Genomic DNA, 1,351 nt, shown 5'->3' on the forward strand with positions numbered 1-1,351 from the left:
ATAAATGATGGAATACTAAAAGATTTCTTACTGGCCCACAGGGCGGAGGTTGTTGGTATGGTTTTAACAGAATTTGATGAAAAAACTTTTGTTGAGAGCATAAAGCAGGAAGGAGAATTAAAATATCTTGCGAAACAAATATGTAGAAAACTACGAAAAGGTAAAACCTCATCTGAGATAGCAGATATTCTTGAAGAAGACAAAACTATAGTTGATCATATATGCGATTTGGCATCTAAATATGCTCCAAATTATGATGAAAATAAAGTATATGAAGCTGTTTTAAAAAATCCTTTGTGAATTTTTGATATTGTATATGCTGCAGTAGTAGTATCTTGCATGCTTCCTTTTCTTTATGTTTTGATTTGTGCATATGCTCAACATGATGCTAATTTCCATTATATCTGTTGACATAGTATGCATCTATTGCAACTTAAAGGTGACAGGTATCACTTTTTATCATATTTTTTTGTCCTTCGAGTATCACCGTTCACCTTACTTTAACCCGCTCATTTTCTTATACACGTCGCCTCGTGGTCCTGCAAGGACAGTGGTTATCACGACGATTTTGCCATTAATAACAGCATAAACAACACGATAATTCCCGAGCCTTATCCTGTAGTAATCACTTTTCTTTCCGCTGATTTTTTTTACATCAACTTTCTCGGGATGATCACCTACCAGAAGTTCATTTATTGCAGCCTTATAGGTTTCTCTGATATCTTCATGTTTTTTGAAAAATTTCTCAGCCGCATTAGTATATTGGATCTCATAGGTTAATGAATCCTTTTTCAACATGGATGCCTCCCATTAAACTTTTACTTGCTCAATAGAGGCAATATCAAGATCTTCATCAGACAGGTTTTCAATCGCACTCAGAATCTCAGAAGTTTCCTTTTCATCAGCATTCATAACATTTGCAGTCAGCTTATAAAAGGGATCTGCTTTCATCTTTCCGATATATTCTTTCAGCGCTTCCTTAATGATCTGTGTGAGAGACATATGATACACAGCGCCAATACTCTTCATCTCTGCAATTTCCATCTCATCCATTTTGAAATTCATAGCCTTTAATGCCATTGTAAGCACCTCCATTCACTTTAAAGTATATACGATAAAGATGGTAATGTAAATACTATCTCGTAGCATCAGGAAATATAAATAATGGAGCGCATAAGTTTCCATATGCGCTCCATTTGTTGGATAACTAAATCCATTAGTTTATAAAGTTTTCATGGTAAACGGTACAAATCTTCCAGTTAATCAAGGATTGGTTCTGTAAATTCTCCATCTTCACTACGAAGAACGATGACTATCTAACCGGTTTCACATGTCATTTTAATTTTGCTTT

2 protein-coding genes and 1 pseudogene are annotated in these 1,351 nt (G+C 34.7%); 1 reads left to right on the forward strand and 2 read right to left on the reverse strand.

Annotated elements, in window-relative coordinates; genetic code table 11:
- Positions 1-300 (forward strand): annotated as a pseudogene (locus tag G625_RS20270) (hypothetical protein); the annotation flags it as partial.
- A 195-nt stretch (positions 301-495) separates the two neighbouring features.
- Here the strand turns inward: G625_RS20270 and G625_RS0114670 are convergent.
- Complete coding sequence (locus G625_RS0114670) at positions 496-798, reverse strand: type II toxin-antitoxin system RelE family toxin (RefSeq protein ID WP_044933049.1); 303 nt, start codon at positions 796-798, stop codon at positions 496-498.
- 12 nt (positions 799-810) lie between these two features.
- A complete protein-coding gene (locus G625_RS0114675; RefSeq protein WP_029201688.1) occupies positions 811-1,080 on the reverse strand; it encodes a hypothetical protein in 270 nt (89 codons plus the stop codon).
- Positions 1,081-1,351 lie beyond the last annotated feature (271 nt).

The organism is Oribacterium sp. NK2B42 (genome assembly GCF_000424445.1).
GTDB lineage: Bacteria > Bacillota > Clostridia > Lachnospirales > Lachnospiraceae > Oribacterium.

Bases quoted from the DNA above. Each gene is read 5' to 3' on its own strand.
- G625_RS0114670 (WP_044933049.1), bottom strand. From the start codon at position 798: ATGTTGAAAAAGGATTCATTAACCTATGAGATCCAATATACTAATGCG.
- G625_RS0114675 (WP_029201688.1), bottom strand. From the start codon at position 1,080: ATGGCATTAAAGGCTATGAATTTCAAAATGGATGAGATGGAAATTGCA.